This window comes from Xanthobacter albus (genome assembly GCF_043194895.2).
Taxonomy (GTDB): Bacteria; Pseudomonadota; Alphaproteobacteria; order Rhizobiales; family Xanthobacteraceae; genus Xanthobacter.
Genome location: NZ_CM195532.1, coordinates 2,226,595 through 2,252,976, shown reverse-complemented (window position 1 = coordinate 2,252,976; position 26,382 = coordinate 2,226,595). Strand labels below are relative to the sequence as shown.

Here is a 26,382-nt window from a genome sequence, read left to right as displayed (position 1 = left end):
CTAATCCAGCTTGAAGTTTGTTCTGGCCCGACATGAGGACCAGGACATGAAGCGCAGTCGCTTTTCGGAAGAGCAGATTATCTCGATCCTGAAGGAGCATTAGGCCGGGATTCCGGTCGCGGAGCTTTGCCGCAGCACGGGGTCAGCGACGCCAGCATCTACAAGTGGAAGGCTCGTTTCGGCGGCATGGAGGTGTCGGAGGCCAAGCGGCTGCGGGCTCTGGAGGATGAGAACGCCAAGCTGAAACGCATGCTGGCCGACGCGATGCTGGACAATGTCGCGCTGAAGGATCTCCTGGGAAAGAAGCGGTGACGCCCGCTGCCGAGCGCAAAGCCGTCGCCCATGTCATGAGCCCCACCACGGGATGAGCGAATGGCAGGCGTGTAAAGCCACCAGCTTCTGCCGCATGACCATGAGATACCAAGCGAAGCGGGCCAACGACGGCGCCCGGCACGAGCGCATGAAGGCCCTCGCCCATGAGCGGCGACGCTTCGGCTATCCATTGGCCGGCAGGCAATTGATTGCAATTGCCGTAAGGCGGCGCCTGCACGTGCGGCGGCGGCGGGAGGGCGGTCAACCACAAGCGCCTGTTCCGGCTCCATCGCGAGGAGCGCCTCAAGGTGCAGCGGCAAGGTGGCCGCAAGCGGGCCATCGGGACGCGGGCGCCCATGATGATCCCCATGCGGCCGAACGCGCGCTGGTCGCTCGACTTCGTGTCGGACCAGTTCACCGATGGCCGCCGCTTCCGCATCCTCACCGTCGTGGATGACTGCACCCGGGAATGCCTCACCCTGCTGGCGGACACATCGCTGTCCGGCCTGCGGGTGGCCCGGGAGCTGGATCGCCTTGTGTCCGAGCGCGGCAGGCCGGGGATGATCGTCAGCGACAATGGCAGCGCGTTCACCTCCAATGCCATCCTTGCCTGGGCGGATGCGGCAAAGGTCGACTGGCGTTACATCGCTCCGGGCAAGCCCATGCAGAACACCTTCATCGAGAGCTTCAACGGCCGCCTGCGCGATGAGCTTCTCAACGAGACGCTGTTCTCGGGGCTGAGCCAGGCCAGAACGGCCCTGAGCAGGTGGCGGTCCGACTACAACGGATCACGCCCGTACTCCGCCCTCCGCTGGCAGACCCCTTCCGCCTTCCACCCGCGACGGGATCTGCCGCTGCGCCAAGCCAAAAGCTCCGCGCCAGATCCCGCCGCTCACCGGCCGACAAGCCCAAACCCAACCACCAGAACGAACTCAACGCCAGATAAAGGCGGGGGAAACGTCAATGCCGCGTCTCGCCCCCAGGCTCAGCGCCCGGAGGCCTGACGGAAAATTCCCATTCCACCACCAATTGGCCGATCTTCGCGTGGAGTTGGTCGATCTCGTTCTCGCGGGCGGCATCGGCGGCTTCCGCCTTGCCGGAGAACACCGAGGCCATCCCCTCGACCGCCTGCTTCTTCCAGGCTTTGATCATGGTCTGGTGGAAGCCGTGCTCCGCTGCCAGCAGGGCCAACGTCTGCTCCCCGCGGAGCGCCCCACAGGGCCACCTTCGCCTTGGAATCCGCGGAACGCCGCTTCCCTTTCCCGGTTATCAGGCTCGTCCTTCCGTCAGGCCGAACCAAGCTTAACGCCCTGTCCAACTTTCGGGGACCACCTCACTGCAATGTGGCGACGGGGTACCCGGAGGGAGAACCAGTATGTCAAGCCTCTTAACCACAAATGCATCCGAAACGCCCCGATGTGAACATTGGGGTGCACGCCTCGATCAGTTCAATCAATTTTCTTATTGAATATCAATAGACTGGAGCGATGGTGGGCAGTGACGGGCTCGAACCGCCGACCCTCTCGGTGTAAACGAGATGCTCTACCAACTGAGCTAACCGCCCCACCGGCGGCATGCGCCGTTAAATCATCCCCCGCCCACAGCGGCAAGGCCGCTTGGGGATAAGGCATACGTGACACGGGGGATCACGTCACGCCCCAACGCCCAGCCAACCGCTGGCGACGCATCGGCTAAAGAACGCGCGCCCGCATCATCTCATGAGGGCATGATGCCGTCGCGCACCAGCGCTGCCTTGCGACAGCCTCACACGGCACCCTCTCGCATGGCAAACGAAAGTGAGCCGGCCGCCTCGCCGAAGGGCTGACAGGCGGCCGTCCAAAAGCGAAACGGAAGATCCTTCGTCGTTTCGGACGCCGCGCCACCGCTGCGGCGCCCGAAACACGGGATCACTCGTTGACGGCTTCCTTCAGGCCCTTGCCGGGCGTGAACTTCGGCGCCTTGGAGGCGCTGATCTTCACCGGCTTGCCGGTGCGGGGATTGCGACCCTCGCGGGCGGCGCGGGTCACCACCGAGAAGCTGCCGAAACCGATCAGCTTGACTTCCTCGCCCTGCTTGAGCGCCTTGGCGATGATGTCGAAGGTGGCGTCAACGGCAGCGGCAGCAGCCGTCTTCGTCAGCTTGGCCTCCTCAGCCACCGCGGCGATCAGTTCGTTCTTGGTGGTCATCTGACCATTCCCTTCCGTTGTCAAAACGCGAATCGTGAGGGGCAGGGCCCCGACGATCGGCGCGAGCATCACGGAAAATACGGCTTTTGCAAGCACCATCCGCTTCAAACCCGCGCCAATGCACGATTTCTCGCATTGCAACCGCGAAAAAAAGACGGGCGACCCGAGAACCGGACCGCCCGCCGATATCTTCTAACCCATTGAAATCAAACACATCGACTTCCGCTTTTGCGGAGCCCTCCGCCGCGACCGCCCGCACGGGCCCCGCGGCGGGGAAAATGAGCCGGCAAGGATATGCCCCGCCGGCTCAAACCCTCAGTGCGCAACGACTCCGGAGGAGTCCTCGCCGCCCACCGGGGCGTTCACCGGCTTCTCTTCCCAGGTGATGGGCTCGGGCGAGCGCACCAGCGCGTTGCTGAGCACCTCGTCCATCCGCGACACCGGCACGATCTCGAGCGCGTTCTTCACGTTGGCCGGAAGCTCCGCCAGGTCCTTGGCGTTCTCCTCCGGGATCAGCACCTTCTTGATGCCGCCACGCAGGGCAGCCAGGAGCTTTTCCTTGAGGCCGCCGATGGGCAGCACCCGGCCACGCAGGGTGATCTCACCCGTCATGGCCACGTCGCGGCGCACCGGAATGCCGGTCATCACCGAGACGATGGCAGTCGCCATGGCGACACCCGCCGAGGGCCCGTCCTTCGGGGTCGCCCCCTCGGGAACGTGGACGTGGATGTCCCGGCGCTCGAACAGCGGCGGCTCGATGCCGAAGTCCACCGCCCGCGAGCGCACGTAGGACGCCGCGGCCGAGATGCTCTCCTTCATCACGTCGCGCAGGTTGCCGGTGACCGTCATCTTGCCCTTGCCGGGCATCATCAGGCCCTCGATGGTGAGCAGCTCGCCGCCCACCTCGGTCCAGGCGAGGCCGGTGACGACACCCACCTGGTCCTCGGTCTCCATCTCGCCGTAGCGGTAGCGCGGCGCCCCGAGGAAATCCTCCAGGTTCTTGGCGGTCACCTTCACCGACTTCTTCTTGGAGAGCATGAGCTCCTTCACCGCCTTGCGGGCGAGGGTGGAGATCTCGCGCTCCAGGTTGCGCACGCCCGCCTCGCGGGTGTAGCGCCGGATCACGGTGGTGAGCGCCGCGTCGTCGATGGACCATTCCTTCGTCGACAGGCCGTGCTTCTGCAGGGCGTTGGGGATCAGGTGCTTGCGCGCGATCTCCGCCTTCTCATCCTCGGTGTAGCCGGCGATGCGGATCACTTCCATGCGGTCCAGGAGGGCCGGCGGAATGTTCAGCGTGTTCGCCGTAGTCACGAACATCACGTTCGAGAGGTCGTAGTCCACCTCAAGATAGTGGTCCGCGAAGGTCTTGTTCTGCTCGGGGTCGAGCACCTCAAGCAGGGCCGAGGACGGGTCGCCACGGAAATCGGCGCCCATCTTGTCGATCTCGTCCAGCAGGAACAGCGGGTTGGCCTTCTTGGCCTTGCGCATGGACTGGATGATCTTGCCGGGCATGGAGCCGATGTAGGTGCGCCGGTGGCCGCGGATCTCGGCCTCGTCGCGCACGCCGCCGAGGGCCACGCGCACGAACTCACGGCCCGTCGCCTTGGCGAGGGACTTGCCGAGCGAGGTCTTGCCCACGCCGGGCGGGCCGACGAGGCACAGGATGGGCCCCGTGAGCTTGTTGGCGCGGCTCTGCACGGCCAGATACTCGACGATGCGCTCCTTGACCTTGTCGAGGCCGTAGTGCTCGGCGTCCAGCACCTCCTGGGCGTAGTTGAGATCCTTCTTGATCTTGCTCTTCACGCCCCACGGGATGGAGAGCAGCCAGTCGAGGTAGTTGCGCACCACGGTGGCTTCCGCCGACATGGGCGACATCTGCCGGAGCTTCTTCAGCTCGTGCGTGGCCTTCTCGCGCGCCTCCTTGGTGAGCTTGGTCCGCTTGATACGGTCCTCCAGCTCCTGGAGGTCGTCCTTGCCGTCCTCGTCGCCCAGCTCCTTCTGGATCGCCTTCATCTGCTCGTTGAGGTAGTATTCGCGCTGGGTCTTCTCCATCTGCCGCTTGACGCGGGAGCGGATGCGCTTTTCCACCTGCAGCACGGAGATCTCGCTCTCCATGAGGCCGAGCACCTTCTCCAGCCGGTCGGAAACCTTCACGGTCTCCAGCACCGCCTGCTTCTCGGGAATCTTGACCGCGAGGTGCGAGGCAATGGTGTCGGCGAGCTTGGAGTGGTCGTCGATCTGGCCGACAACCCCCACCACCTCGGGCGACACCTTCTTGTTGAGCTTCACATAGTTCTCGAACTCGTTCACCACCGAGCGGGCAAGCGCTTCCGCCTCCACCTGATCGCCGGGATCGTCCTCGATCATGATGGCTTCCGCCTCATAGAGGTCGGTGCGGTCGGTGTAGCGGGAGACGTGCGCGCGCGAGACGCCCTCCACCAGCACCTTCACGGTGCCGTCGGGCAGCTTCAGCAGTTGCAGCACGGTCGCGAGCGTGCCCACACCGAAGATGGCATCGGGCGCGGGATCATCGTCGGACGCATTCTCCTGCGTGGCGAGGAGGATGTAGGTATCGCCGCGCATGACCTCCTCGAGGGCGCGGATCGACTTCTCGCGGCCCACGAACAGGGGAACGATCATATGAGGGAAAACCACGATGTCCCGCAGCGGGAGCACCGGGTAGGCTTGCGACACACCGGCAACGAGCGGGGGGCGCGGCTTCTGGCTCGTCATGACCCAATCCTTTCTTTGGTGCACACGCGAAGGCGCTGCCGCGCGTGCACGCAGCCGGGTTACCGGAACGGCTTTTCGATGCTGAAGCGGTGGACACCGCGGGAGGCATGAGGTCCGAGCACGGAGACCGGATCTTTCCCCAACAACATGGATACGCCAGCAGCCCGTTTCAAGGGCTGCTGCAGGCGCCCCGGAAGAACGGCGCGGGGCGGGAGACGAACGTCAAATCGATCAAAAAGCGTTGCTTCCCCCGCGCTTGCGGCGCGGGGGAGAAATGTCGGAGCCGCGCCCTCAGGCACTGGCGCCCGCGTCGCCGACGCGGTCCGCGTAGATGTAGAGGGGGCGTGCGTTCTGCTCCACCACCTCGCGGGAGATGACGACTTCCTCCACGCCCTCCAGGCCCGGCAGGTCGAACATGGTGTCGAGCAGGATGCCTTCCATGATCGAGCGCAGGCCGCGCGCGCCGGTCTTGCGCTCGATGGCCTTGCGGGCGATGGCGCCGAGCGCCTCCTCGTGGATGGTGAGGTCCACGTTCTCCATCTCGAACAGCCGCTGGTACTGCTTCACCAGGGCGTTCTTGGGCTCGGAGAGGATCTTCTTCAGCGCTTCCTCGTCCAGGTCACCCAGCGTCGCCAGCACGGGCAGGCGGCCGATGAACTCGGGGATGAGGCCGTACTTCAGCAGATCTTCCGGCTCCACTTCGCGGAACAGCTCGCCGGGGCGGCGATCCTCCGGCGGGGCCACCTTGGCGGAGAAGCCGATGGAGGTCGAGCCCTTGGAGCGCGACGAGATGATCTTGTCGAGCCCGGCGAAGGCGCCGCCGCAGATGAAGAGGATGTTGGTGGTGTCCACCTGCAGGAACTCCTGCTGGGGATGCTTCCGGCCGCCCTGGGGCGGAACGGAGGCCACCGTGCCTTCCATGATCTTCAGCAGCGCCTGCTGCACGCCCTCGCCCGAGACGTCGCGGGTGATGGACGGATTGTCGGATTTGCGACTGATCTTGTCGATCTCGTCGATGTAGACGATGCCGCGCTGCGCCCGCTCGACATTGTAGTCGGCCGCCTGGAGCAGCTTGAGGATGATGTTCTCGACGTCCTCGCCCACATAGCCGGCCTCGGTGAGGGTCGTGGCGTCGGCCATGGTGAAGGGCACGTCGAGGATGCGCGCCAGCGTCTGCGCCAGGAGCGTCTTGCCCGAGCCGGTGGGGCCGATGAGCAGGATGTTCGACTTGGCGAGCTCCACGTCCCCGTGCTTGGAGGCGTGATTGAGGCGCTTGTAGTGATTGTGCACGGCCACCGAGAGGACCTTCTTCGCATGGTCCTGGCCGATGACATAATCATCGAGAACCTTGCGGATCTCCTTCGGGGTCGGGATCCCATCCCGCGACTTCACCAGAGAGGACTTGGACTCTTCCCGGATGATGTCCATGCACAGCTCGACGCACTCGTCGCAGATGAACACGGTCGGTCCGGCGATGAGCTTCCTGACCTCATGCTGGCTTTTGCCGCAGAACGAGCAATAAAGCGTGTTCTTGCTGTCGCTGCCGCCGGTCTTGCTCATCTTCGTCTCCTACGATCTATCGATACGGACACAAAGCGCGCCTGTGTCGTACAGATCACCAGTGGGGGATTAGGCCAAGCAAGAAGCTCGCCAATCCCGTTTCGGTCCCATTCGGGCTATGGCCGAAAGCCAGCCAATCACCCTCCAACGGCGCGATCAAGGCAGCGGCGGGGGTTTCCCTGCGGCATCATGGGCGCTGGTTAAAGCGGACCACGGCCGCCCGCCGGGGCACCTGCCCCATCGCGTCGTCGCCCGGCCCTCTTCAGCGCTGGCCACGCCCTTCGGCATGGCCTTGAAACGCGACGACCCCCGCCATTAAAGGGCGAGGGCCGACACGCGGCATCCGATGCCGGCTTAGGGACATGCAAGCGCGATCTCGCACCGCACGCAAGGGGGACAAACAGGGACCATCCTCCGCGCGGGCCATTTATCGCGCCGGAGCCCTGCCGCGGGCACCGGCCGAGCCGTCGTCACACGCTCTTGGGCGCCTCGTCCGTCGGCCGCTTCTCGATCACCGAATCGATCAGGCCAAACTCCTTGGCGGCTTCCGCGGTCAGGAAGTTGTCGCGCTCGAGGGCATCCTCGATCGCCTTCAGCTCCTGGCCGGTGTGCTTCACGTAGATTTCATTCAGCCGCTTCTTCAGGTTCAGGATTTCCTGCGCGTGCAGCATGATGTCCGTCACCTGGCCCTGGAAGCCGCCGGAAGGCTGGTGGACCATGATTCGCGCGTTCGGCAGGGCGAAGCGCATGTCCTTCTCGCCGGCCGTGAGCAGCAGCGAGCCCATGGAGGCCGCCTGGCCGATGCACAGGGTCGACACCGCCGGCTTGATGAACTGCATGGTGTCGTAGATGGCGAGGCCCGACGTCACCACTCCCCCCGGGGAGTTGATGTACATCGAGATTTCCTTCTTCGGATTGTCCGCTTCCAGGAACAGCAGCTGCGCCACCGCGAGGGTGGACATGCCATCTTCCACCGGGCCGGTCAGGAAGATGATGCGCTCCTTCAGGAGGCGCGAGTAAATGTCGTAGGCCCGCTCGCCACGGTTGGTCTGCTCGACCACCATGGGAACGAGGTAATTCATATAAGTATCGATAGGATCACGCATCTGATGCCCTCAGGCGCTGTCGGTCCAGATCAGCTGAAATCTGCTGTCCCGTCGCGCTGTCGTTTCTACGGCGCAAGCGGTGGCACGCCGAAGCGCGCCACCCGGGTTCATCCTGGACGATAGCGACCCGATTCGTCAGGCCGCCGCGTCCTCGTCTTCCACCTTGTAGAGCTCTTCCTTGGTCACCGGCTTCTCGGTGACGTTGGCGAGCTCCAGCAGGAAGTCGACGACCTTTTCCTCGAACAGGGGGGCACGCACGGAAGCCAGCGCCTGCGGATTGCTGCGGTAGAACTCCCAAACCTGCTGTTCCTGGCCGGGGAACTGACGCGCCCGCTCCACGACCGCGCGCGTCACTTCGTCGTCAGAGACCTGGATATTGTTGCGCTCGCCGATTTCCGCAAGGACCAGGCCGAGACGCACGCGCCGCTCGGCGATCTTGCGATAGTCCACGCGGGCTTCCTCCTCGGTGGTGCCCTCGTCGGCGAAGCTGCGCTTCTGGGCGGCGAGGTCCTGCTGCACCTGGTTCCAAACGCCCTCGAACTCCTGGCTCAGGAGACCTTCCGGCACGTCGAACTTGTGCAGGCCGTCGAGAGCGTCGAGCAGGGCGCGCTTCACCTTCTGGCGGGCGACGCCGGCGTGCTCGGCGCCGATGCGCTCGCGCACCATGCCCTTGAGCTTCTCCAGGCTTTCCATGCCCAGGGTCTTGGCGAACTCGTCATCCAGGGCGACCTCGCCCGGGGCGGCCACGGCCTTGGCGGTCACCTCGAAGGTGGCGGCCTTGCCGGCCAGCTCGGCCGCGCCGTAATCCTCCGGGAAGGTCACGGAGATGGTGCGGCTCTCGCCGGTGGAAATGCCCACCAGCTGGTCCTCGAAGCCGGGGATGAAGCTCTTGGAGCCGAGCAGCAGGTCGATGTCCTGCCCCTCGCCGCCGGGGAACTTCACGCCATCCACATAGCCGGCGAAGTCGATGGTGACGCGGTCGCCGTCAGCCGCGGCGCCCTCCTTGGGGGCGAACGGACGGTTGCCCTCGGCGATGCGCTGGACGGTCTCGTCCACCTCGGCGTCCGTCACCTCCAGCACCGGCTTCTCGATGGCGATGGACTTGAAGTCGCCCAGCTCGATCTTGGGCAGAACCTCGATCTCGACGTCGTAGGCGAGATCCTTGCCGCCATCGAGCAGGCCCTGGCCCTGCGGGTCCTCCGCCGGCAGGCTCACCTTCGGCTGGAGCGCCAGGCGGAAGCCGCGCTCCTCGACGATCTTGCCGTTGGTGTCGTTGACGGTCTGCTCGATCACTTCGCTCATGATCTGCTTGCCGTACACGCGCTTCAGGTGCGCGGCCGGAACCTTGCCGGGGCGGAAGCCGTTGAGCTTCACTTGGCCCTTGAGTTCGTTGAGGCGCGCGTCGGCCTTGGCGTCCAGGTCCGCGGCGGGAACCACCACGCGGAACGCGTGCTTGAGGCCTTCGGCTTTGGTCTCGGTCACCTGCATCGTCTTGCCTTCACATCCTTGCCGCCGCGCCGGGCGGGAACTTGAGAATCCGGTGGCTCCCACGACGGACGCCGCGGCCACGCGATGGAGCGCGCCCTTCGGGGGAGCGCCAACACCAGCCGCGCAAGCCGCGCAAGCCCTCGCGACACGGCGAGCTGCGGCGGAACGACCGGCTGCGACCTGGATGAAACCGGCACCGTGGTGCGGGCGGAGGGTTTCGAACCCCCACGACTTGCGTCACGGGAACCTAAATCCCGCGCGTCTACCAGTTCCGCCACGCCCGCGTGCGCAGCCGACACCCTCCGGCCTCGGCCACAGGCTGCCTGCCCCGCGCCGCCGCCACGAACCATCGCCGCGTTCCCGCAAGGGCACGCGCCATGGGAGGCTCGACCCGGCGCGCGAACGCCGGTCGGGTCGCGGCTTATATCATGCTCTTCGCGGGGTGCAGCAAGAAAATGGTGCGGTTTCCCCGGCCGCGCAAGGCGCCCGGCGGCCACCTCGCCACGCCGGTGACAAGCGGCGCGAATGGCGCTTGCCCTTTTCCGCGCGAGGTCAGTAAGGTCCCGCCAGCGACCCGGCGCAACGGCCCCAGGGGCACTGCCGGGTGCGCGGCCGTGCCCCTTTGGAGAGCCTCGCGTGAGCACGCACACCTTCTCCCGGCGTACCGTACTGAAGGGGGCGGCCGCCCTCTCCTGCTCCTCCCTCATCCTGCCCGCGCTTGCGCCGCCGGCGGCTGCGCAGGGCCAGGGCGGCCCCATCGCCCTGCGGGCGGCGGAAGGCAGCCTTCCGGAGCTTGCCGGCCAGGGGCGGCTCGCCCTGTTCAACCAGGCCCTGCCCGGCCCCGTGCTGCGGGTGAAGAAGGGCAGCGCGCTCGCCGTCTCCCTCGACAATGCGATGAAGGAGAGCCTCTCGCTGGTGTGGCAGGGCGTGCGCACGGCCGCGGGCACCGATCCTTCCGCGCCGGTGGTGGCGGCCGGGGCCAAGGCCGACATCGGCTTCACCCCGCGCGATGCCGGCACCTTCTGGTACCATGCGGCGGACCCCGCCCTCGCCCGGCGCGCCCTCGCCGGCGCCCTGGTGGTGGAGGAAGACGGCACGCCGGCCTACGAATCGGATCACGTCCTGTTCATCCAGAGCTTCCCGCCGGAAACGGGGCTGCCGCTGTTCCCGGTGAACGGCGCCATCTCGCCCACTTTCCAGGGCCCCGCGAGCGGGCGCACCCGGCTGCGGCTCATCAATGCCACGCCGCTGTTCCTGCGCATCCGCGTGAACGCGCCGGAGAGCTATGTGATCGCGGTGGACGGCCAGCCGGCCGAGCCGTTCGCGCCGAAGGATTCGCGGGTGCAGATCGCGCCCGGCGGCCGGGTGGACCTCGCCGTCACCCTCGGCGGCGCCGACCCCGCCATCCTCTCCATCGAGAGCAGCCAGGATCCGGTGCAGCTCGCCATCGTCACGCCGGTGGGCGCCGGCGGCACCGCGCCGAGCGGCCCGCCGGCGCCCCTGCCCGGCAACGGCCTGCCGGCCGAGCTGCCCTTCTCCGACGCCGCCCGCTTCACCTTCAAGCTGGAGGGCGGAGCGACGGAAGCCACGCCGCCCTTCCTCGGCAGCGTGAAGACGGGGCGCGTGGTGGTGCTGACCCTGGACAACCCGCTCGACGCGCCGGTGACGGTGCGCATCGACGGCCATCCGGTGCGCCTGCTCGACGCCAATTACGACGGCTGGAGCCCCTGGTGGCACGATACCGTGCCGATACGGGCGAAAGGCACCGCCCGCGTCGCCTTCAAGGCCGAAAGCGCCGGCACATGGTCCATCGTCGCCCAGCGCTCGGGCGACAGCGCCCGCGTGGCGGCCCGCACCTATCAGGTCACGGCCTGACATCTCCCGCGAAACCGGCGCCCCGCTGCGGCGCGGCGCCGGTCCACTCGCCTATTCGACGCCCAGGGTTTCGTAGAGAGAGGTGTAGACGATGCGCAGCGCCTCCGGCAGGTCGTCGGCCACGAGGCCGGGGCCGGCCGCACGCGCCGCCTCGCCGTGCACCCAGACCGCAGCCGCCGCGGCCTCGAATGCCGGCATGCCCTGCGCCAGCAGGCCGAGGGTGATGCCCGCCAGCACATCCCCCGCACCGGCGGTGGCGAGATAGGGCGGCGCATTTTCCGCAATGGCGGCGCGGCCATCGGGCGCCGCCACCACCGTGTCGGGCCCCTTCAGCACCACCACCGCGCCGAGCCGGGCCGCGGCAGCGCGCGTGCGCGCCAGCTTGCCGGGCGCGCCGCGCACCTCCGCCTCGTCCTGGAACAGGCGCGCGAACTCCCCGTCGTGGGGCGTCACCACCAGCGCCTGCGCCAGCCGCGCGAGTTCCGCCACGGCACCAGCCGCCCCCGCGTGGGCGGTGAGCGCATCGGCATCGAGCACCAGCCGCCGGCCCGGCGCCGCCAGCGCGGCCAGCCGCCGCGTCGCTTCGCCCACGCCGAGGCCGGGACCGAGCAGCACCGTGTGCAGCCGCGCATCGGCGAGCAAGGCGGAAAGGTCGTCCGGCCCCTCCATGGGCCGCGCCATGATGGCGGCATAGGAGGCCGCCTGGAGCGGCAGCGCCGCTGCCGGGCACGCCACGGTGACGAGGCCCGCCCCGGCCCGCAGCGCGCCGCGCGCGGCCAACCGCGCCGCGCCCGAGGTCCAGGCGCCGCCGCTCACCACCACCGCATGGCCGCGATCATATTTATGGCCGCTCCGGCGCGGCACCGGAAAGGCGCCCTCCCAAAGCTGCGGCCCGTTCGCCCATGCGCGCGGGCTCACCACGTCCAGCGCCGCCTCCGGAATGCCGATGTCCGCCACGCGCACCTTGCCGCACAGACCCCGGCCCGGCTCCAGCAGGTGCCCCGGCTTGCGGCGGAAGAAGGTGACCGTCTCCACCGCAGGCGCCGCCGCGCCCCGCACCAGCCCGGTGGCGCCGTCGAGGCCCGAGGGCAGGTCCACCGCCACGATGGGCCGCCCGCAGGCCGCCATGCGCTCCACCAGCGCACGCGCGTCACCATCGAGATCGCGCGAAAGGCCGGCGCCGAACAGCGCGTCCACGATAAGATCCGCGGCCGAGAGGTCGGCCGTGCGGGCATCCCCCACCGGACCGGCCCAGAGCGCCGCCATCGCGGCCGCATCCCCCGCGAGATGCTCGCGGCTGCCGAGCAGGGCGAGATGAACCCGAAAGCCGCGCCCGGCGAGGATGCGCGCCGCCACGAAGCCGTCGCCGCCGTTGTTGCCGGGGCCGCACAGCACCAGCACGCGAGCGGAGGGCGACCGGCGCGCGACCACGTCGGCTACGGCCCGCCCCGCATTTTCCATCAGCTTGAGGGAGGGCACGCCCATCTCGACGGCGCAGCGGTCGGCCCGGTTCATTTCCTGGGGATCGAGAAGCGCGTACACTCAGGTCTCCTTCCGGCGATGCCTAGTTCATGCACAGCTTCGGCTGAGCGGACGGGCAGCCTTGGCACATTTATTGGGCAAGCTGACCATTTTTCGTGCAATCATGAGCTTGTCCCTGGCCTCGCGGCGGCATCCCCCCGTGGACAGCCTTGTGGCACGCATCCTGCTTAATCCTCGCCGGCCCGACCCAGCGGCGGCGGGTTGGGCCACCGGGAGACGGAGCGCATGAAGAAGATCGAGGCAATCATAAAGCCCTTCAAGCTTGATGAGGTGAAAGAAGCGCTGCAGGACGTGGGCCTGCAGGGTATCACCGTCACCGAGGCGAAGGGCTTTGGGCGCCAGAAGGGTCACACGGAGCTTTATCGCGGTGCCGAGTACGTGGTGGACTTCCTCCCGAAGGTGAAGATCGAGATCGTGATCGCCGACGAGATGGTGGAGAAGGCGGTCGATGCGATTCGTCGCGCAGCTCAGACGGGACGGATCGGCGACGGCAAGATATTCGTCTCCCCGGTAGAGGAAGCGATCCGAATCCGCACCGGCGAATCCGGCCTCGACGCCATCTGACGCCTCCCAAGGTTTCACCTGCAGTTTTTCCCAGAAAGGCAGACATCCACATGACGACCAAGACGGCCAAGGACGTCCTTGAGCAGATCAAGGCTGAGGACGTGAAGTACGTCGACCTGCGCTTCACCGATCCGCGCGGCAAGTGGCAGCACGTCACCTTCGACATCTCCATGGTCGACGAGGAATTCCTGACCGAGGGCACCGCCTTCGACGGTTCCTCCATCGCCGGCTGGAAGGCCATCAACGAGTCCGACATGCTCCTGATGCCGGACCCGGCCACCACCTCCATCGACCCCTTCTTCTCGGAGACCACGCTCTCCATCGTCTGCGACGTGCTGGAGCCGACCACCGGCCAGCCCTACGGCCGCGACCCGCGCTCCATCGCGAAGAAGGCCGAGGCTTATCTGAAGTCCACCGGCGTGGGCGACAGCGTCGCCTTCGGCCCCGAGGCCGAATTCTTCATCTTCGACGACGTCCGCTTCAAGGCCGACCCGTACAACACGGGCTTCAAGCTCGACTCCGTCGAGCTGCCCACCAATGCCGACACCGAGTATGAGGGCGGCAACCTCGGCCACCGCGTGCGCACCAAGGGCGGCTACTTCCCCGTGCCCCCGATCGACAGCGCCCAGGATATGCGCTCCGAGATGCTCGCCTCCATGGCCAAGATGGGCGCCGTGGTCGAGAAGCACCACCACGAGGTGGCTTCCGCCCAGCACGAGCTCGGCCTGAAGTTCGGCTCGCTGGTCACGATGGCCGACCACCTGCAGGTCTACAAGTACTGCATCCACCAGGTGGCCAACATCTACGGCAAGACCGCGACCTTCATGCCGAAGCCCGTCTTCGGCGACAACGGCTCGGGCATGCACGTCCACCAGTCCATCTGGAAGGACGGCAAGCCCCTCTTCGCCGGCGACAAGTATGCCGACCTGTCCGACTACTGCCTGTGGTACATCGGCGGCGTCATCAAGCACGCCAAGTCGCTGAACGCCTTCACCAACCCGCTGACCAACTCCTACAAGCGTCTGGTCCCCGGCTACGAGGCGCCGGTGCTGCTGGCCTACTCCGCGCGTAACCGCTCGGCGTCCTGCCGCATCCCCTACACCAACAACCCGAAGGCCAAGCGCGTCGAGGTCCGCTTCCCCGATCCCGGCGCGAACCCCTACCTCGCCTTCGCCGCCCTGTTCATGGCCGGCATGGACGGCATCCTGAACCGCATCGACCCCGGCCAGGCCATGGACAAGGACCTGTACGACCTGCCCCCGGCCGAGCTGAAGCAGATCCCGACCGTGTGCGGCTCGCTGCGCGAAGCGCTTGATTCGCTCGCCGCCGACCACGACTACCTGCTGAAGGGCGACGTGTTCCAGAAGGACTTCATCGAGTCCTACATCGAGCTGAAGATGGCCGAGGTGATGCGCTTCGAAATGACGCCGCACCCGGTCGAGTTCGAGATGTACTACTCGGTCTGATATGGCGTGCGGCCCGTTCTGAGGGCCGCACCTGCCCATCGGCACGTTTCTGCGACTGGGGCGCCTCCTGCGGGGCGCCCCTTTTCTTTTTCGGAGCCGGCGGCATGCCTTTGGAAAACTCGGCGCCGGGTGCTTGCCGAACGAAAATGCCCCGCCTATAAGGACCAGCGCTTAGCGCCCTTCGTCTATCGGTTAGGACGCCACCCTTTCACGGTGGAGAGAGGGGTTCGACTCCCCTAGGGCGCGCCACAGCACTGCTTCGGAAATTTCTACTGTTTCCCAAGCGGCTGGTGGCGCGGACAGCGACCTCCAAATCCTAAGCGCGCCAGCCTGAAGCAAAGCGGGCCATCACGCTGGCACGATCAGCCCCCAAAACAGATGGGCGCCCGGCCACGCGCCCTCCCTCGCAGGAAGACCGTGGGATCCGGCTCGCAGCGGGCGCGGCAATCCCGCGGCCGATGCCGCCCTCATCACACGATGACGTCCCCGCCCCCCGCGGCGATACTCCAGCGGCGAGCATCCCATGCGACGAGCAAAGGCGCGCGTGAAGGCCGCGTGCGTTTCGTAGCCGAGAGACAGCGCGATCGACAGCACGGACATCCGCGTCTCCAGAAGCAGCCGCATGGCGCGCGCGGCCCGCGCCGCGCCCACGATTTCCCGGTAGGTGTAGCCCTTCTCGCGCAGGCGGCGCTGGAGCCCCTGAACGCTCAGGCCGACGAAGGCGGCCGCGCCCTCGATGTCGCTTCGGCCATCCAGCAGGCGCAGCGCCACCACGGCCGAGATCGCGCGCGCGGGCTCCGGCGCGTTGGCGAGGATAACGTCCGCGAGGACATCTCTCAGGGTGATGACCCTGTCCAGCCGCGGGATAGGATGGCTCTGGCCACGGCGGCGGCCCAGCTCGTCCCCCCTCACGGCGACGCCTGCGCCAGGCCGCTCGCATCGAAGCGCCGCCTGAAGCCGGTCCTCGACCGCGCCGGCTCCGGCATCGCGCGTGTAATCCACCTCCGCCCATGCGGGGTTCCAACGCGGCCCCAGATACAGCCTCATGAAGGCCCGCATGGGCGCGAGCATATGGTCTGAGTGCTGAACCCTGCTCAGGGCCGTCGCCGGCGAGCAGAACCGCAGCACCTTGTGATCGCCCTCTTCGACCAGCTCCATGCGCCCGCCGCTCTGATGCGCCCAGCTCGTGGCCACGAGGCGATGGAGCGCCCCACCGAGGGTCTCGGCACCCGTGCTGTAATCGATCCACAGGCCGTATCCCCTGTGGGTCATCTGCTCGCCCACCTCCAGCCCGAAGGCCCGATTGTCCAGAGCACACGCCGCACGCTCGAACAGGTTCATCATGGAAGGCAGCGGCAGGGGCATCATCGGATCATCGCGGAGCGCCAGCGGCAGGCCCACCTTCTCGAAGATGTCGACGAGGGTCCGCTCGCCGGCCTGCCTTTCCACGAATTCAGGCAGGTTGCCGAAGCCGCGCGCGCGCACCAGCGCAACCGATCCCGAGTAGCCCGTCATACATTCCCCGGCGACGCAAAATGAGAAGAACCGGCAGCGACAATGTGGCCTGAATTCGCCACCCGCTCAAGATGCCTGATCAACATACCTGCACTGTCGCTAAAATGTATCATAATAACATAAATTATATGCAATTTGGCACATGAACAATACATTATAATCTTGTAAAATAAATATACGATCATTTATGCCATTCAATAATTATATGTTCCATATAATTATATAAAATATTCTTTTGCAAGTGCGGAATGAGGCGCAGATATGGGCTGGAAGCGTGTATTCGCACACATCGCCTGCATTGCAGGACTACTCTCCATTCTCGGCACACCAGCGTTCTGCGATCCGCTGGCCTCCTGGAACGACGGGCCCGCCAAGCAGGCGATCGAGGCCTTCGTGAACAGGGTCACCGACCGGCAGGGCAAGGACTTCGTGCCGCCCGAACAGCGCATAGCGGTGTTCGACAATGACGGCACGCTTTGGGTGGAGCAGCCCATGTACACCCAGCTTGCCTTCGCGCTGGACCGGCTCCGCGAACTCGCCCCAAGCCACCCCGAATGGCGCGACGACCCGACCCTCAAGGCGGCGATCGACGGCGACCTGAAAACGCTGGCCGCATCCGGCGAGAAGGGGCTGATGCAGCTCGTCATGGTCACCCATGCCGGGATGACCCCGGAGGAGTTCCAGCAGACCGTGACCGAATGGCTGGCCGAAGCCCGGCATCCGCGCTTCAAGAAAGCGTATACCGACCTCGTCTACCAGCCGATGCTGGAGCTGCTCGCCTATCTGCGCGAGAACGGCTTCACCAGCTACATCGTCTCCGGCGGCGGCATCGAGTTCATGCGGCCGTGGTCGGAGAAGGTCTACGACATACCGCCCGCGCAAGTCGTCGGCTCCAGCATCAAGACCCGGTTCGAGGTGGTCGACGGCAAGCCGATGCTGATCCGCCTGCCGGACATCAACTTCATCGACGACGGCGCCGGCAAGCCGGTGGGCATCAACCAGCATATCGGCCAGCGGCCGATCGCGGCGTTCGGCAATTCGGACGGCGACCTCCAGATGCTGCAATGGACGACCGCGGGCGATGGCGCGCGCCTCGGCATGATCGTGCATCACACCGATGCCGTGCGCGAATACGCCTATGACCGGGTCTCGTCGTTTGGCCGCCTCGACAAGGCCATGGACATGGCTCCCGCGGAAGGCTGGGTCCTCATCGACATGAAAAACGACTGGAAGCGGATCTTTCCGGACGTGAAGTGAGTTGGCCTCGGTCAGCTCGGGTCATCCAAGAAAATGGGAGCGGTCCATTGAGCCTGCCTAAGCACACATCATTGTGCGCGATTGCCGTGACGACGCTTTTTGCGTTCGCTGGCAGCGCGCATGCGCAAGGAGCGGCGCCGGCCAAGAAGCCCAACATCCTGCTCATCGTCTCCGATGATACCGGGTGGGGCGATCTCGGCGCCTATCTCGGCGGCAAGCGACGTGGCATGCCCACCCCCAACCTCGACGGACTGGCCGCCGAGGGCATGACCTTCACCAGCTTCTACGGCCAGCCGAGCTGCACGCCCGGCCGCGCGGCCATCCAGACCGGCCGCATCCCCAACCGCTCCGGCATGACCACCGTGGCGTTCCAGGGGCAGGGCGGCGGGCTGCCGGCGGCGGAATGGACCCTGGCCTCCGTGCTCAAGCAGGGCGGGTACAAAACCTACTTCACGGGCAAGTGGCACCTCGGCGAGGCGGACTACGCCCTGCCGAACGCCCAGGGCTACGACGTGATGAAGTACGCCTTCCTCTACCACCTCAACGCCTACACCTATGGCGATCCGAAGTGGTTCCCGGACATGAACCCCAAGCTTCGGGAGATGTTCGAGAAGATCACGAAGGGCGCGCTTTCCGGCAATGCCGGCGGGCCGGTGAAGCAGGACTTCAAGGTGAACGGCGAGTATGTCAACACGCCGGAGAAGGGCGTCGTGGGCATTCCGTTCCTCGATGAGTATGTCGAGAAGGCGGCGGTCGAGTTCCTCGACGATGCCTCCAAGAACAAGAACACCCCGTTCTTCATCAACATCAACTTCATGAAGAACCACCAGCCCAACCTGCCGGCGCCGGATTTCATCGGCAAGTCGATCTCGAAGTCCAAATATGCGGATTCCGTGGTCGAGCTCGATACCCGCATCGGCAACGTGCTGAAGAAGCTGGATGAGCTCGGCCTCGCCGACGACACGCTGGTCTTCTACACGGTGGACAACGGCGCCTGGCAGGACGTGTATCCCGATGCCGGCTACACGCCCTTCCGCGGCACCAAGGGCACCGTGCGCGAGGGCGGAAACCTCGTCCCGTCCATGGTCCGCTTCCCCGGCAAGGTGAAGGCCGGCGTGAAGAACGACGACATCATCGGCGGCCTGGACCTGATGGCCTCCTTCGCCGCGCTCGCGGGGGTTCCCCTGCCGACCAAGGACCGCGCCGGCGAGCCGATCATCTTCGACAGCTACGACATGACCCCCGTGTGGTTCGGCAAGGGCGAGACGCCGCGCCACGAGTGGTTCTATTTCACGGAGAACGAGCTCTCGCCGGGCGCCGCGCGCGTGGACAACTTCAAATATGTCTTCAACCTGCGTGGCGATGACGGCGCGCACACCGGCGGCCTCGCGGTCGACACCAATCTGGGCTGGAAGGGCGCCGAGAAGTATGTCGCCACGGTTCCGCAGGTCTTCGACCTGCAGCAGGATCCGCAGGAGCGCTACGACATCTTCATGACGACCTTCACCGAGAGCACCTGGGCACTCGTTCCGGCCAACGAGGCCATGCAGAAGCTGATGAAGACCTACGTCCAGTACCCGCCGCGCAAGCCGCAGAGCGAAGCCTATGCCGGCCCCATCACCCTGTCGGGTTATGAGCGCTTTAAGAACGTTCAGGAAAGCCTGAAGGAGCAGGGCTTCTCGCTGCCTCTGCCGACCGGCAACTGAGCCACAGGTTCCTGATGACCTGACGAAACGAGGGCAGCGGTGCGCGATCGCACCGCTGCCCTCTCTCGCAAAGGGACAATGGTTCGGAGGCTCATCTCCCCAGGACCGGACATCGCGAACGCGCCTTCGTGCGCGCGCCACCCGCCTTGCCTGAAAACGCCCCGGCCCCCGTGGCGCTCAGAAGCACTCCTCCTCCAGCTTCCGCAGGTCCGCCAACGCCTCCTCGTCGTCGTGGTCCTCGAACAGGTCGACCATGTAGTAGGTGTGGGAGTGGAGCAGCAGCAGCTTGTCGCAGATGGCCGACCCGCCTTCCCCCGTCGCCGCGAGCCGCGCCTTGAACCGCGCCCAGAACGCGTTGCCATGGGCGGGATCGTCGATGTAGCGGAAGAGGTGCGCGAGCACGCGGGCCATGTTGCCCTCGAAATCGATACCGCGGAACGTGACGTAACGATCGGGGCTGTCGAGATCGCTCGGCAAATGGGAGAAATCGGCGGGAACGGACGAGTCCATGGGAACACCCCTCTGCGGAGGCGCCGGATCAGCGCATGGCAGAAGGGTGGCGGCCGGCGGCCGGACGCTCAACGCGGCAGGAACGGCTCACGAGCTGTGTGCACGAACGGCATCCAGGCTGCACGAACGGCACCTCACACCGCCAGCATCCGGCGCATCGCCTCCACCTTGGCCCGGCTCACGGGCACCCGCGTCGCGGCCTTGTCGGCGAGGATGAGGTGCCAGCCGCCATCGGCCCGCTCGGCCCCGCGCACGTGGCGGATGTTCACCACATAACGTCGGTGCACCCTGAGGAAGACCGAGGGATCGAGCCGCCGCTCCAGGTCCGCCAGGGAGCGCGGGCAGAAAGCGGAGAAGGAGAGCGTGCGCGCCTCCGCATAGTGCCCCTGGGCGACGAGGCACACCACCTCGCCCACATCGATCAGGGAGATCACTGCCCCCCTGCCGCGCATGAGCGGCAGCTTCATGAGGGGGCACAGGGGCTGGCCGGCCTCGGCCGCCACCGGCACCGCTTCCACCCGCAGCTCCGCCGGGTCCGAATCGGCCCGCCCCATCACGGGCGCGTCGGCAAGGGCGTGGATCATCATGCAGTAGCCGGCGGCCACGCCGCCCGCCCCGTCGAGGCGGCTCACCTTGGCGACGAGGCTGCCCATGGCCGTCGTCACCACCAGCGAGGCGGTTCCGTCCGCGCCCGTGGCCGCGCGCGAGATGAGCCAGCCCACCTTGTCGCGCGCCTCATCGGGGTGCAGGTCGAGAAGGTTGACGCCGAACAGGCTCGCCCCCGCCGGCGCCAGCAGCCGCAGGGCCACGGGGTTCACAGCGCGAATGACGAGATCGGCGTCGAGCATCACGACGCCGACCGGGGTGCGGTTGAGCTGGTATTCAAAGGACGGGGCGGCCGCGCGCGGCGCCTGCTCGTCCGTCGGCATCGACATGCGGTCGTCCCCGTCTCCCCCGCGCCCCAGGGCCGGCGGCGGGCCCAGGTCCATCCTAAGGGCGGGACGCGGCACGGCAAGCGCATGTCGCCCACAGGCACGGCCACGCCGGGTTTGCCACGATGAAGCCGCATGGATAGGTTAGCCGCCCTGAGCCGGCGCGACTGCGCCCTGCATCTGCGGACCTTTGATGACCGACATTTTCCACGAGATCCAGGAAGACCTCCGGCGCGAGCGGATGCGCAAGCTGTGGGACCGCTACGGCATCGTCCTCATCGCCGCCGTGGTGCTCGCCATCGCCGGCGCGGCGGCCTGGAGCGGCTACAGCTACTGGCGCCAGCAGCAGGCCATTGCCACCTCCGTCGCCCTCGATGAGGCCGGGGCCCTGAGCGCCGCTGGCAAATATGCGGAGGCCGAGGCCGCCTTCCAGGAGATCGCCAAGACCGGTCCCGCCGGCTACCGCGCCATCGCCCTGTTCCGCGCCGCCGAGGCCGCGGCGAAGCGCGACCCCGCCGCCGGCGTCTCCGCCTTCGACGCCATCGCTGGCGACAGCCGGCTGCCGCCCCTCGCGCGCGATATGGCGCGCCTGCGCGCCGGGCTCATGGTGCTCGACACCTCCGATCTTTCTGCGGTGAAGCAGCGCGTGGGCGACCTCGCGGCCGGCACCGGCCCGCTGCGCAACCCCGCCCGCGAGGTGCTGGCCCTGGCGCAGATGAAGGCCGGGGACCTCCCCGCCGCCAACAAGACCGCCACCGAGATCACCGAGGATGCGGAAGCCACCGGCGGCATCCGCTCCCGCGCCGAGCTCATCCGCCGCCTCACGGCGACGCCCGCCGCCCCAGCCGAAGCCCCCGCGGCGCCCGCCGCCCCGGCCGCCGCTCAATAAGGATGCTCCCCATGGGACAGTCCCGCCTTGTTTCGAGGTCGCTGCGCGTCGCCATCGGGCTCGCGCTCGCGCTCGCCGCCGCCGGCTGCGAGACCTTGGAGAAGTTCAACCCGTTCGACGAAAACAAGAAGCCCCTGCCCGGCGCGCGCCAGCAGGTGTTTCCCCAGGGCGTGCCGGGCGTCGACTACTCCACCGGCCCCGGCCAACCCTCCAACGCCAACGCCGTCATCGACCTGCCGAACCCGCCGCCCGCGGGCTCCGGCCAGTCCCGCTGAGGCGCGCTTCAGGCGTTCCCACTCCATTCTCTCCGGGCGACGAGCCGCAATCCATGACCTTCACCCTGGCCATCGTCGGCCGGCCCAATGTGGGCAAGTCCACCCTGTTCAACCGGCTCGTGGGCAAGAAGCTCGCGCTGGTGGACGACCGCCCCGGCGTCACCCGCGATCGCCGCGAGGGGGATGCCCGGCTGGGTGACCTCTCGTTCCGCATCGTGGACACCGCCGGCCTGGAGGAGGCGGACGCCGCCAGCCTCGAAGGCCGCATGCGCGCCCAGACCGAGGCCGCCATCGGCGATGCCGACGCCATCCTCTTCCTGATCGACGCGCGGGTGGGACTCACCCCCACCGACCAGGCATTCGCGGCCCTGGTGCGGCGTGCCGGCAAGCCCACCATCCTCGTCGCCAACAAGAGCGAGGGGCGCGGCGGCGAGGCGGGCGCCATCGAGGCGTTCGCCCTCGGCCTCGGCACGCCCGTGCCCTTCTCCGCCGAGCATGGCGAGGGCCTCTCCGACCTCTACGACGCCATCTGCGATGCCCTGCCCGAGCAGACCCGCCCGGAGGCGGAGAACGAGGACGGCGAGGACGCGGAGCCCGAAGAGCCCGCCGAAGCGCCGAAGCGGCCCATCAAGGTGGCCGTGCTGGGCCGCCCCAACGCGGGCAAGAGCACCCTCATCAACCGCCTGTTGGGCGAAGACCGCCTGCTCACCGGCCCCGAGGCGGGCATCACCCGCGATTCCATCGCGGTGGAAGTGGATTTCCGCGGCACGAAGCTCGAAGTGTTCGACACGGCGGGGCTGCGCAAGCGCGCCCGCATCGAGGACAAGCTGGAGAAGCTCTCCGCGGCGGACGCGCTGCGCGCCATGAAGTTCGCGGAGGTGGTGGTGGTGCTCATTGACGCCACCCACCCCTTCGAGGAGCAGGACCTGCGCATCGCCGACCTCGTCGCCCGCGAGGGTCGGGCCGTGGTGATCGGCTACAACAAGTCCGATCTCATCCCCCGCGGTGGCCTCGCCACCCGCCTGCGCGAGGAGGCGGACCACCTGCTGCCTCAGATCAAGGGCGTGCCCATCGTCGCGCTCTCCGGCCTCACCGGCCACGGGCTCGACAAGCTGGTCGAAGCCATCGCCAAGGCCCACAAGGTGTGGAACAAGCGCGTGGCCACCAACCCGCTCAACCGCCTGCTGCAGCAGGTGGTGGACAAGCACCCCCCGCCGGCGGTCTCGGGACGGCGGGTGAAGCTGCGCTACATGACGCAGCCCAAGGCGCGCCCGCCCTCCTTCGTCCTCTTCTGCTCGCGCGCCGATGCGCTGCCGGAGAGCTACCTGCGCTACATCACCAATGCTTTGCGCGAGACCTTCGACCTGCCGGGCGTGCCGATCCGACTGACGCTGAGGCAGAAGGACAATCCCTACGCCGATTGAACGCTTCGGGCGTCGGTGCAGACGCCGGACGCCCCTTGCCGATCACGGGCGCGGGTAACCCTGGGGATGGACCTTCACGCTCCCGCTTCGGAGGAAATGCCTTCGCGCGAAGCGGGGGACGGTTCGCGTGAAGATAGCATGATGGCCCCATGAGCGCGGGCCCTTCCCGATCGCCGATGCGAACGGAAAATGCTCCAAGCTGCGGTCCTTCACGCGCGCGGGGAGGCCCAGACAGGGCCGCGCACGCAGAGGCGCTCGCCGTCGGGAGCCCGACAGGGCAAAGTCCATTCCGCGACGTGCAGCGTCCGGTCTCGATCGTTTCAGCGTTTCATGGAAACACCGAAACGATCTATCCTCTTCCGATGACGCGCTTCTTTCACGCAAACCAGTAGCCGCTTCGCTCGGAAACGCTTGGGGGCCGCCGGCGCTGCCTTGCCGTTTCCCCGCTGCGGAGAAGCTCAGCGCCCACGCCGAAACCGCCTCTCCGGGGGCCGGGGCCACCGGCCGAAGCCTTTCGCCGGGCCTTGCAACCCCGTCCGAGGCGTTAGCGGGCGTTACTGGAGAGTTGCGGACGAGGCATCACGCGGCACCGCCGGCATCGACGTTGCGTGGCCCGGCGTGTGCAGCGGCCGGGCGTGTGCACATGTCAGATGAGAGGCGGAGAGCGATACGCCCCCGGCTCCGCGTTCGAGCCTGCCACCGTGGCGGGCAGGCGAACGCGGGGATGGGCATCGCTCTCGCGGCGGCCGGAATTCACGCCCGAGCCGCGCTTCTCCGCTGCGCGAGGATCACCCGTTGAGGGCGGCCGTCATGGCATCGCCCAGGCCCTTGAAGGACACGGGCAGGATGATGGGGCTGCGCGAGCCGTTCTCGAAGGTCAGGTCGCCGTTGCCGGAGCTGGCCTTCAGGGCCGCGAGGCTCTCCCGCGTCAGGGCGACGCTGGCCACGCAATACTGGCCGCAGCGCTTGTAGGTGAGCACCACGTCCGGCACGCCGCCCACCTTGAGGGTCACGTTGGAGGGCAGCCACACCCCCGGCGGGGTGAGAACGATGAGCAGCACTTCCCCGCCCTTCTGCGCGCGCACCGCCACGTGGGCGAGCACGCCCTTGAGGTCGGGGGTCTGCAGGGTCTGCACGGCCTCGCACTCCTTGGGGGAGGCGTCCTTCTTGCAGCGCACGGTCCAGTCGTCGTGGGTGGAGCGGGTCACGGTCTCCGCGGGGGTCTCGGCCCGCGCGGCCGGCGCCTGCAGCAGGAGGCCGCTGCCGAGCAGCGCCGCCGCGGCGCAGGCCAGCACCTTGCGGGCGCCCATGGCTTGCGCCCCGGCATCCACCATGGCCCCAGCGGACCGGAAAACCTTGCGCGACATGCTGATCATAGCGTTCCCCGAGGTTCGACGGAGCCATGCCCGCCGCTGCTTGCGCCGGGATATCCGAATTGCGGCCGGTTCGGCAACTCCTATCCCGGCGGCAGGCGGGCGCGGGGGCCGGCGGAAATCACCGGTCCCCGTAGCCTCAGCCGCCGTGGGCCTTGGCGGTGTCGGCCAGGAAGTGCTCCAGCCAGTGGATGTCGTATCGGCCTTCCGCGATGTCGCGGGTGCGCACCAGCGTGCGGAACAGGGGCAAGGTGGTGTCGATTCCGTCCACCACGAACTCGTCGAGGGCGCGGCGCAGGCGGCGCAGGCACTCGTCGCGGGTCTGGCCGTGCACGATCAGCTTGCCCACCAGGCTGTCATAGGTGGGGGGGATCACATAGCCCTGGTAGGCGTTGGAATCCACCCGCACACCGAGGCCGCCCGGCACGTGATAATGGGTGATCCGCCCCGGCGAGGGCCGGAAGGTTGTGGGGTGCTCGGCATTCACCCGGCACTCGATGGCATGGCCGTTGATGACCACGTCGTCCTGGGTGACGCTCATGGGCTCGCCGGCCGCCACGCGGATCTGCTCGTTGATAAGGTCGATGCCGGTGACCGCCTCCGTCACGGGATGCTCCACCTGGATGCGGGTGTTCATCTCGATGAAGTAGAAGCGGCCGTCCTCGTACAGGAACTCGATGGTGCCGACGCCGAGATACTTCAGCTTGCGCATGGCGCTGGCGCAGGTCTCGCCGATCTCGGCGCGCTGGGCGGCGGTGATGACGGGTGAGGGCGCCTCCTCCCACACCTTCTGGTGGCGGCGCTGGAGCGAGCAGTCGCGCTCGCCAAGGTGGATGGCGTTGCCCCTGCCATCGCCCAGCACCTGCACCTCGATGTGGCGCGGGGTGGAGAGGTACTTCTCCAGGTAGACCGCATCGTCGCCGAAGGCGGCCTTGGCCTCGATACGCGCGGTGGAAAGGGCCTGGGAGAGGTCCTCCTGCGTGTGCGCCACCTTCATGCCGCGTCCGCCGCCGCCGGCGGCGGCCTTCACCAGCACCGGATAGCCGATGCCGGCCGCGACGCGATGGGCCTCCTCGTCGTCGCGGATGCCGCCTTCCGAGCCCGGCACCACCGGAATACCCAGGGACTGGGCGGTGCGCTTGGCCTCGATCTTGTCGCCCATGATGCGGATGTGCTCCGCCTTGGGGCCGATGAAGCCGATGTTATGGTCGGCCAGGATCTCGGCGAAGCGGGCGTTCTCAGCCAGGAAGCCGTATCCCGGATGCACTGCGTCCGCCCCCGTGATCTCGCAGGCGGCGAGGATGGAGGGGATGTTGAGATAGCTCTCGCGGGCCGGCGGCGGGCCGATGCACACGCTTTCGTCGGCGAGCCGCACATGCATGGCGTCGGCGTCCGCCGTGGAGTGAACCGCCACGGTGGCGATGTCGAGCTCCTTGCAGGCGCGCAGGATGCGCAGCGCGATCTCGCCGCGGTTGGCGATGAGGATTTTCTTGAACATCTGGCCTGCCCCTAGAGCAATTCCAGCAAAAGTGCGCAGCGGTTTTGCGTCCGGAATTGTGATAAACTAATAATCTGGAGCGTGTTTGGTGAACATGCTCTAGAGCGTTTTCGAGCGAAGTGGATGCCGCTTCGCGCGCGGAAGGCGCATCGGACGCCGGGACGGAACGCG

The 26,382-nt window shown here is 67.1% G+C and carries 19 protein-coding genes, 3 tRNA genes and 2 pseudogenes; 10 read left to right on the top strand and 14 right to left on the bottom strand.

All coding sequences use genetic code 11. The features are described 5' to 3' along the window. The first annotated feature begins 46 nt into the window (after window positions 1-46). Window positions 47-1,316, top strand: a pseudogene (locus V5F75_RS10060) (IS3 family transposase). Here the strand turns inward: V5F75_RS10060 and V5F75_RS10055 are convergent. The 8 genes and pseudogenes from V5F75_RS10055 to V5F75_RS10020 all read right to left on the bottom strand — a co-directional run. After that, a pseudogene (locus tag V5F75_RS10055) lies at window positions 1,281-1,582 on the bottom strand (transposase); the annotation flags it as partial. The pseudogenes V5F75_RS10060 and V5F75_RS10055 overlap by 36 nt on opposite strands. Window positions 1,583-1,800: 218 nt before the next feature. Continuing rightward, window positions 1,801-1,876, bottom strand: a tRNA-Val gene (locus V5F75_RS10050). Between the two features lie 343 nt (window positions 1,877-2,219). Beyond that, the gene (locus tag V5F75_RS10045; protein WP_234052210.1) at window positions 2,220-2,498 is read right to left on the bottom strand and encodes an HU family DNA-binding protein; all 279 of its coding nucleotides are present in this window, start codon (window positions 2,496-2,498) and stop codon (window positions 2,220-2,222) included. A 315-nt stretch (window positions 2,499-2,813) separates the two neighbouring features. Continuing rightward, window positions 2,814-5,231, bottom strand: coding sequence for an endopeptidase La (gene lon / locus V5F75_RS10040; RefSeq protein ID WP_394037896.1), 2,418 nt, complete (start codon window positions 5,229-5,231; stop codon window positions 2,814-2,816). Between the two features lie 291 nt (window positions 5,232-5,522). Further along, entirely contained in the window at window positions 5,523-6,791 is a 1,269-nt protein-coding gene (gene clpX / locus V5F75_RS10035; RefSeq protein ID WP_237347743.1) for an ATP-dependent Clp protease ATP-binding subunit ClpX, read from the bottom strand. Window positions 6,792-7,261: 470 nt separating this feature from the next. Beyond that, complete coding sequence (locus tag V5F75_RS10030) at window positions 7,262-7,897, bottom strand: ATP-dependent Clp protease proteolytic subunit (protein ID WP_394037899.1); 636 nt, start codon at window positions 7,895-7,897, stop codon at window positions 7,262-7,264. A gap of 135 nt (window positions 7,898-8,032) precedes the next feature. Next, the gene (gene tig / locus V5F75_RS10025) at window positions 8,033-9,385 is read right to left on the bottom strand and encodes a trigger factor (protein WP_394037901.1); all 1,353 of its coding nucleotides are present in this window, start codon (window positions 9,383-9,385) and stop codon (window positions 8,033-8,035) included. 199 nt (window positions 9,386-9,584) lie between these two features. Continuing rightward, window positions 9,585-9,669 (bottom strand) — tRNA-Leu (locus V5F75_RS10020). Window positions 9,670-10,021: 352 nt separating this feature from the next. Here V5F75_RS10020 and V5F75_RS10015 point away from each other — a divergent pair. Then, window positions 10,022-11,260: a multicopper oxidase family protein gene (locus V5F75_RS10015; protein WP_394037903.1), complete on the top strand. Its 1,239-nt coding sequence runs from the start codon at window positions 10,022-10,024 to the stop codon at window positions 11,258-11,260. A 51-nt stretch (window positions 11,261-11,311) separates the two neighbouring features. Here V5F75_RS10015 and V5F75_RS10010 read toward each other — a convergent pair whose 3' ends face one another. Then, on the bottom strand, window positions 11,312-12,775 hold the full coding sequence (locus V5F75_RS10010; protein WP_394037911.1) for an NAD(P)H-hydrate dehydratase: 1,464 nt from the start codon (window positions 12,773-12,775) through the stop codon (window positions 11,312-11,314). Window positions 12,776-13,027: 252 nt separating this feature from the next. Between V5F75_RS10010 and V5F75_RS10005 the strand changes: the two genes are divergently transcribed. The 3 genes from V5F75_RS10005 to V5F75_RS09995 all read left to right on the top strand — a co-directional run bounded on the left by V5F75_RS10005 (window position 13,028) and on the right by V5F75_RS09995 (window position 15,081). Further along, window positions 13,028-13,366: a P-II family nitrogen regulator gene (locus V5F75_RS10005; RefSeq protein ID WP_393990342.1), complete on the top strand. Its 339-nt coding sequence runs from the start codon at window positions 13,028-13,030 to the stop codon at window positions 13,364-13,366. 50 nt (window positions 13,367-13,416) lie between these two features. Beyond that, window positions 13,417-14,832 (top strand): type I glutamate--ammonia ligase, encoded by a 1,416-nt coding sequence (gene glnA / locus V5F75_RS10000; protein ID WP_394037905.1) that lies wholly within the window; start codon window positions 13,417-13,419, stop codon window positions 14,830-14,832. A 174-nt stretch (window positions 14,833-15,006) separates the two neighbouring features. Then, window positions 15,007-15,081: transfer RNA gene (locus V5F75_RS09995), tRNA-Glu, on the top strand. 99 nt (window positions 15,082-15,180) lie between these two features. Here V5F75_RS09995 and V5F75_RS09990 read toward each other — a convergent pair. After that, window positions 15,181-16,347 (bottom strand): AraC family transcriptional regulator, encoded by a 1,167-nt coding sequence (locus V5F75_RS09990; RefSeq protein WP_394037907.1) that lies wholly within the window; start codon window positions 16,345-16,347, stop codon window positions 15,181-15,183. A 261-nt stretch (window positions 16,348-16,608) separates the two neighbouring features. Between V5F75_RS09990 and V5F75_RS09985 the strand changes: the two genes are divergently transcribed. After that, complete coding sequence (locus tag V5F75_RS09985; RefSeq protein WP_394037909.1) at window positions 16,609-17,604, top strand: HAD family hydrolase; 996 nt, start codon at window positions 16,609-16,611, stop codon at window positions 17,602-17,604. An 80-nt stretch (window positions 17,605-17,684) separates the two neighbouring features. After that, entirely contained in the window at window positions 17,685-19,310 is a 1,626-nt protein-coding gene (locus V5F75_RS09980) for an arylsulfatase (RefSeq protein ID WP_394037913.1), read from the top strand. A 177-nt stretch (window positions 19,311-19,487) separates the two neighbouring features. Here the strand turns inward: V5F75_RS09980 and cowN are convergent, their stop codons facing one another. Further along, window positions 19,488-19,820, bottom strand: coding sequence for a N(2)-fixation sustaining protein CowN (gene cowN / locus V5F75_RS09975; RefSeq protein ID WP_394037605.1), 333 nt, complete (start codon window positions 19,818-19,820; stop codon window positions 19,488-19,490). A gap of 134 nt (window positions 19,821-19,954) precedes the next feature. Next, on the bottom strand, window positions 19,955-20,755 hold the full coding sequence (locus V5F75_RS09970; RefSeq protein ID WP_394037603.1) for a PAS domain-containing transcriptional regulator: 801 nt from the start codon (window positions 20,753-20,755) through the stop codon (window positions 19,955-19,957). A gap of 190 nt (window positions 20,756-20,945) precedes the next feature. Here V5F75_RS09970 and V5F75_RS09965 point away from each other — a divergent pair, with 190 nt between their 5' ends. Genes V5F75_RS09965 through der form a run of 3 tightly spaced genes read left to right on the top strand, consistent with a single transcriptional unit; the run spans window position 20,946 to window position 23,340 of the window. Continuing rightward, window positions 20,946-21,641 carry a tetratricopeptide repeat protein gene (locus tag V5F75_RS09965; RefSeq protein ID WP_394037601.1) on the top strand — a complete coding sequence of 232 codons (696 nt, stop codon included), beginning with the start codon at window positions 20,946-20,948 and terminating at the stop codon, window positions 21,639-21,641. Between the two features lie 11 nt (window positions 21,642-21,652). Continuing rightward, a complete protein-coding gene (locus V5F75_RS09960; protein WP_394037599.1) occupies window positions 21,653-21,916 on the top strand; it encodes a hypothetical protein in 264 nt (87 codons plus the stop codon). 53 nt (window positions 21,917-21,969) lie between these two features. After that, on the top strand, window positions 21,970-23,340 hold the full coding sequence (gene der / locus V5F75_RS09955) for a ribosome biogenesis GTPase Der (protein WP_394037597.1): 1,371 nt from the start codon (window positions 21,970-21,972) through the stop codon (window positions 23,338-23,340). Between the two features lie 788 nt (window positions 23,341-24,128). Here der and V5F75_RS09950 read toward each other — a convergent pair. Together V5F75_RS09950 and accC are read right to left on the bottom strand one after the other, a co-directional pair. Then, window positions 24,129-24,707: an invasion associated locus B family protein gene (locus tag V5F75_RS09950; protein WP_394037595.1), complete on the bottom strand. Its 579-nt coding sequence runs from the start codon at window positions 24,705-24,707 to the stop codon at window positions 24,129-24,131. A 145-nt stretch (window positions 24,708-24,852) separates the two neighbouring features. Beyond that, window positions 24,853-26,211: an acetyl-CoA carboxylase biotin carboxylase subunit gene (gene accC, locus V5F75_RS09945; RefSeq protein WP_394037593.1), complete on the bottom strand. Its 1,359-nt coding sequence runs from the start codon at window positions 26,209-26,211 to the stop codon at window positions 24,853-24,855. Window positions 26,212-26,382: the final 171 nt, after the last annotated feature.